At 68.0% G+C, this 5815-nt stretch carries 4 protein-coding genes; 3 read left to right on the top strand and 1 reads right to left on the bottom strand.

The annotated features are described in order from the left end of the window. Nucleotides 1-4: 4 nt before the first annotated feature. Nucleotides 5-688 carry a YkgJ family cysteine cluster protein gene (locus Mterra_RS23515; protein ID WP_275054803.1) on the bottom strand — a complete coding sequence of 228 codons (684 nt, stop codon included), beginning with the start codon at nucleotides 686-688 and terminating at the stop codon, nucleotides 5-7. 166 nt (nucleotides 689-854) lie between these two features. Here Mterra_RS23515 and glgP point away from each other — a divergent pair, with 166 nt between their 5' ends. From glgP to mtnA, 3 genes are read left to right on the top strand one after another with little or no spacing between them, the layout of a single operon-like run. Continuing rightward, the gene (glgP, locus tag Mterra_RS18055) at nucleotides 855-3374 is read left to right on the top strand and encodes an alpha-glucan family phosphorylase (RefSeq protein WP_119316412.1); all 2520 of its coding nucleotides are present in this window, start codon (nucleotides 855-857) and stop codon (nucleotides 3372-3374) included. A gap of 11 nt (nucleotides 3375-3385) precedes the next feature. Continuing rightward, nucleotides 3386-4402, top strand: coding sequence for a M23 family metallopeptidase (locus Mterra_RS23705; protein WP_119316411.1), 1017 nt, complete (start codon nucleotides 3386-3388; stop codon nucleotides 4400-4402). A 42-nt stretch (nucleotides 4403-4444) separates the two neighbouring features. After that, on the top strand, nucleotides 4445-5467 hold the full coding sequence (mtnA, locus tag Mterra_RS18045) for an S-methyl-5-thioribose-1-phosphate isomerase (RefSeq protein ID WP_119316410.1): 1023 nt from the start codon (nucleotides 4445-4447) through the stop codon (nucleotides 5465-5467). Nucleotides 5468-5815: the final 348 nt, after the last annotated feature.

Genomic DNA, 5815 nt, shown 5'->3' with positions numbered 1-5815 from the left:
CTTTTCACCCCACCCAAAACCCCCACTCCCCGCCCAGCACCCCGAGGCCCTGCAGGTAGTCCCGGACGGCTTTCTCGCCCTGGCTTAGCGCCTCCTGGAAGTCCGCTCGGCCCAGCAGGTACAGCAGCGAGGCCAGCTCGCCGATCACGGTGAAGCCCCGGAGGGCTTGCTCCTGCTCCCAGAGGCCGTGCGCCAGGCGCTCGGAGCTTTGCCAGGGCCTGCTCAGGTAGTGCTCGGGGCCGTGGTGGGGGCGCAGCCGGGCCTCGTAGGCGGAGCGCTCGGCGCCCTGCAGGGCGGGCACGGCGCCGGGGGCGCAGTAGCGGGCCTCGAGGTCGGTGAGGACGCCCCGGCAGGCCAGGGGGCGGGCGGCGTAGGCCGAGCAGGTGCCCTCGGGGGTGAGCAGGGGGCAGGGGTTGGCCTCGGCGAAGTAGCGGCTGGGGAAGTCCGGGGTGTTCTTCTCCCGGCGGAGCCGCTGCAGCCGCAGGGCGCCCTGGGCCTGGGCGCGCTCGAGCGCCCGCGGCTCCAGCCGCGCCCGCAGGTACTCGGCCTCGGCCAGCCCCACCGTCACCAGCGCGTGGCAGCAGGCCGCGCAGCCCGCCCGGCAGCTCGGGCGCAGGCCGGCGCGCTCGAGGTAGCGCGCGCTCCGCGCGTCCTGGGCGCGGTGGGCCTGGGCAACTTTTTCGTCCATCTCCCCCATTTCCTCCCCGAGTGTACGGCCTGAGGTCAAGCGGGCGTGAAGCCGGGGTGCTCGAGGTTAACGCCCGGCACAATTATGCGTCCCCGCCGGAGAAAGGCCCTTCATGTTGGCGGTTTACGTCCTGGAGTTTAGCCCAAGGTGGTACAATCCCCCAGACATGAACGTACTGGGTCGCATCACAGCCATGCCCACCCTGCCGGAGCCCGTCAAGGGCCTGCGCGAGGTGGCCTATAACCTCTGGTGGAGCTGGAACCCGGCGGCGCAGCAGGTGTTCGACCGCCTCGACCCGTCGCTTTGGAAGCGCTTCCGCGGCAACCCGGTCAAGGTGCTGCTCGAGGTCCAGCCCGAGCACCTGCAAAGCCTCGCCCAGGACGCCTCCTTCAAGGGCGAGGTCGAGGCGGTGGTCTCGGCCTTCCAGAAGTACCTCGCAGCCCGCCCCAAGAACCGGCACGAGGTGGCCTACTTCTCGATGGAGTACGGCTTCCACGAGTCGCTGCCGATCTACTCGGGCGGCTTGGGCATCCTGGCGGGCGACCACATCAAGTCGGCGAGCGACCTGGGCTTGAGCCTGGTGGGGGTGGGCATCTTCTACCACCAGGGCTACTTCCGCCAGGTGCTCACCGCCGAGGGCCAGCAGACCGAGGCCTACGACGAGTACAGCGCCACCGAGCTGCCCCTCACCCCCGTGCACGACCTCGAGGGCAAGCCCCTGCGCGTGGGCGTGGAGTTCCCCGGCCGCACCGTCCACGTCACGGCCTACAAGGCCCAGGTGGGCGCCATCCCGGTCTACCTCATGAGCACCAACCTCCCCGAGAACTCCCCCGACGACCGCCGGATCACCGCCCGCCTCTACGAGCCCGGGCAGGAGGCGCGCATCCAGCAGGAGCTGGTGCTGGGCGTCGGCGGGGTGCGGGTGCTGCGGGCGCTGGGCCTCTCCCCCACGGTCTTCCACATGAACGAGGGGCACGCCGCCTTCCAGGGCCTCGAGCGCATGCGCGAGCGGGTCGCGGCCGGGATGCCCTTCCGCGAGGCCCTCGAGCTCGTCGCGGCCTCTTCGCTCTTCACCACCCACACCCCGGTGCCCGCCGGGCACGACACCTTCCCCCTCGAGCTCATCGACCGCTACCTCGACGGCTGGTGGGGCCGCCTCAACCTCAGCCGCGAGCAGTTCCTGGCGCTGGGGCTGGAGCAGAAGGAGTACGGGCCGGTGTTCTCGATGTCGCACCTGGCGCTGGCGACCTCGAGGGCCGCGGGCGGGGTGTCCGAGCTGCACGGGGCGGTCTCGCGCGAGATGTTCCACGGCATCTGGAGGGGGCTGGAGGTCGAGGAGGTGCCCATTTCCCACATCACCAACGGGGTACACACCTGGACCTTCCTCCACCCCGAGCTCGCCGAGCTCTACGACCGGGTCTTCCCCAAGGAGTGGCGGGATAAGCCCTGGGAGCCGGGCCTGTGGAAGGCCGAGCTGCTGAGCGAGTCGGAGCTGTGGCGCATCCGCAACAAGCTGCGCCTGCACCTCGTCAACGACGTGCGCCAGCGGCTCTACGAGACCCGTCGCCGCAACGGCGAGGTCCCCGCCCGCCTGCGCGCCACCGAGAAGGTGCTCGACCCCGCCGCCCTCACCATCGGCTTCGCCCGCCGCTTCGCCACCTACAAGCGCGCGGTGCTGCTGTTCAAAGACCCCGAGCGGCTGCTGAAGATCATGAACGGGCCCTACCCGCTGCAATTCGTCTTCGCGGGCAAGGCCCACCCCAAGGACGACCCCGGCAAGGCCTTCATCAAGGAACTCGTCGCCAAGATCAAGGAACTCGGCCTCGAGGACCGCATGATCCTGCTGGAGAACTACGACATGGGCATGGCCCGCACCCTGGTGCAGGGCGTGGACGTGTGGCTCAACACCCCCCGCCGCCCCATGGAGGCCTCGGGCACCTCCGGCATGAAGGCCGCGCTCAACGGCGCGCTCAACTTCTCCATCCTCGACGGCTGGTGGGCCGAGGGCTTCAACACCCGCAACGGCTGGGCCATCGGCGACGAGCGGGCCTACGCCAGCGACGAGGCCCAGGACACCGCCGACGCCCAGGGCCTCTACGACACCCTCGAGTTCGAGATCTTGCCGCTGTTCTACGCCCGCGGCGCCGAGGGCACCCCCAGCGGCTGGCTGACCATGGTGCGCGAGAGCATCAAGAGCTGCGGCCCCACCTACTCCGCCGCCCGCATGGTGCACGAGTACGACCTCAAGTTCTACAGCCCCATCGCCGAGCGCGCCCGCTCGCTCGAGGCCCAGAACGCCGAGAAGCTCAAGGAGCTGGCCAACTGGAAGGGCCAGCTCGAGCGGGCGTGGGGCAACGTGCGGCTGTGGGTGGACAACCCCGGCGACACCATGGCCAACGGCGAGGGCATGCCCGTCAAGGCCTACCTGGTGGCGGAAGGGCTCCCCGAGGACACCCTGCGCGTCGAGCTGGTGGTGCGCCGGGGCACGGGGGAGCTCGAGGTCGTCGCGCTGAAGCCGCAGGGCCGCGAGCGCGAGGCGCTGGTCTATGGCGGCACCTACCTCCCCAGCCGCCCCGGCTCCTACGTCTACGGCGTGCGGGTGGTGGCGGCGCACCCCAGCCAGAGCGAGGTCGAGTTCGTGCGCTGGGCCGGGGAGGTGCCCCAGCCCGAGTACGCCCACCGTTAACTATCTCCGGGATGGCCTCACAGCAGGAACCTGTCAGGGCGAATCTTGTCCCATCAGGAGTCAATCGTAGAACAATGCGATCGTCGCCGTGGTTGGAAAAGGTTTTCTATCTAGCGCTGCTGTACTTCCTGCTGCTTGAATTCCTTGTCCCGGAACTTCAAAAAGTGTGGGCAATAAAACTCGGCCTATACCTTGCAACCGGATTCATGTTGCTGCACTTCCTGACATGGCTGCTACAGTGGCTAGGCCGAGTGCGACAGCATCCTAGGGCGGCTATAAGCTTAGCGTTGAGCCTCATCTCCCCACCTATCCTTGCAACGGGCTTCCTCCAGCTTATCGCTGGATTCGTAGCCTTAGCCCGCTACCGCTTCCACCCACCCACCGCAGAAGCGTACAGGCAGCAGGTTAGCTACACCCTTCCTTTCAAGGGGGTGTGGTGGGTCGCCAATGGTGGACCAGACGCGTCTACTTCGCACTCCTGGGATCTCATAGGCCAGCGCTACGCCTACGATTTCGTCATTACTGATGACGGTGGGAAGAGCTATCGCCATGACGGGCGGCGAGTTGAGGATTACCATGCCTTCGGGGCTCCGGTGTTGGCACCGGCAGATGGTATCGTGGTAGCAGTCCAAAACCGTCACCGCGACTGCCCATGGCCAGGAATAATTGACCCTTTAGCCTGGAGCATTCTTGGCAATTACGTGGTGATACGCCATGCGGATAGCGAGTACAGCCTCCTCGCTCACCTGCGCCGGGGAAGCCTGAGAGTACGCCCTGGGGATCAGGTGCTGCGGGGGCAGATGCTTGGAGAGTGTGGTAATTCCGGGCACTCTACCGAGCCCCATTTGCACTTTCAGGTCCAGGACCATCCCAGCTTCTTCCTGGCTGCTTCCCTCCCGGTACGCTACAACCGATGGTGTCGTGTTCAGGGAGAGTATTGCCAGCAGATGGAGGAAGGGTTTCCCGTCCGGGGGGAGCACGTGGCAAACTTCGAAAGCGCGCCTAACCATCTGCACTTCGCCCGATGACTCGATAGCCATTGCAGTCCTCGAGCCTGGTAGGCTTACCCCATGACACGCCTATTGCCCTTTCGCTTCGACCAGGGTGAGCCGACCCTCTGGCTCCTCGACCAGCGCAAGCTGCCCTTCGAGGAGGTGTGGGTGCCCTGCCGCACCGCGGCCGAAGCCGCCGCGGGCATCCGCGACATGGTGGTGCGGGGCGCCCCGGCCATCGGCGTGACCGCCGCTTACGGCATGGTCCTGGCCCACCTCAGCGGCGAGGACCCCGCCGAGGCCGACCGCGTGCTGCGCCACAGCCGCCCCACCGCCGTCAACCTCTTCTACGCCCTCGACCGCATGAAGCCGCACTGGGGCGACCTCGAGGCCACCCTCCGTGAAGCCCGCGCCGTCTGGGAGGAGGTGGAACAGACCGAGCAGGCCATCAGCCGCCACGGCGCGGCGGTGCTCAAGGGCCAGGTCTTGACCCACTGCAACACCGGCCCGCTGGCGACGGGCGGCTACGGCACGGCGCTGGGGGCCATCGTGGAGGCCTACCGCCAGGGCCGCGTGACCCACGTCTGGGTGGACGAGACCCGCCCCTACCTCCAGGGCGCCCGCCTCACCGCCTACGAGCTGCACAAGGCCGGCGTCCCCGCCACCCTCGTCACCGACAACATGGCCGCCTACCTGATGGGCAAGGGCGAGGTGGACGCGGTGATCCTGGGCACCGACCGCATGGCCACCAACGGCGACTTCGCCAACAAGATCGGCACCTACGGCCTCGCCGTGCTCTGCCATTACCACGGCATCCCCTTCTACCCCGCGCTGCCGCTCTCCTCGGTAGACCCCCGGCTCGGCAGCGGCGAGGACATCCCCATCGAGGAGCGCAGCGCGCTCGAGGTCACCACCGTGCGCGGCGTCGCCATCGCCCCCGAGGGCTTCCCTGCCGCCCACCCCGCCTTCGACGTGACGCCGCACCACCTCGTCACGGGCATCGTCACCGAGCACGGCGTGCTGTACCCGCCCTTCGACGAGTCGCTGCCGCGGGCGTTGGCGAGGAGCGCGGGACGGCAAGCGTCGGTAGCTGATAGCTGATAGCCGAACGCTAAACGCCAGACGCTGGGCGCGGGTCGTACGTCTTACGTCGTACGTCCTACGCAAAACGCCCTTTCTTCACCCCCCTTAGCAAGGGGGGCCGGGGGGGATACCCACACGAGCCACAAGCTGACGGCTGAGGGCTGACCGCTGATAGCTGACCGCTCCTTTGTGGCAGAATTACTCCAGAATGTCGCCGTTCCTGGAGGCCCTGCTGGGGATGCGCTGCCCGGGGTGTGGAGGGAGGCTCGACCTGGGCGGGCTGTGCCGGGCTTGCCGGGAGGAGCTGAAGCCGCAGCACGGGCCTAATCTGGTCTACCTGGGGAGTTACCGGCGGTGGGGGCGGGT

This window comes from Calidithermus terrae (genome assembly GCF_003574345.1).
Classification (GTDB): Bacteria; Deinococcota; Deinococci; order Deinococcales; family Thermaceae; genus Calidithermus; species Calidithermus chliarophilus.
The sequence above is the reverse complement of the archived record's forward strand: the minus strand, read 5'-3'. Positions and strand labels throughout refer to the sequence as shown.

Excerpts from the sequence above, each read along its gene's own strand:
- Mterra_RS23515 (WP_275054803.1), bottom strand. The coding sequence starts at position 688 with ATGGACGAAAAAGTTGCCCAGGCCCACCGCGCCCAGGACGCGCGGAGC.
- glgP (WP_119316412.1), top strand. The coding sequence starts at position 855 with ATGAACGTACTGGGTCGCATCACAGCCATGCCCACCCTGCCGGAGCCC.
- Mterra_RS23705 (WP_119316411.1), top strand. The coding sequence starts at position 3,386 with ATGGCCTCACAGCAGGAACCTGTCAGGGCGAATCTTGTCCCATCAGGA.
- mtnA (WP_119316410.1), top strand. The coding sequence starts at position 4,445 with ATGACACGCCTATTGCCCTTTCGCTTCGACCAGGGTGAGCCGACCCTC.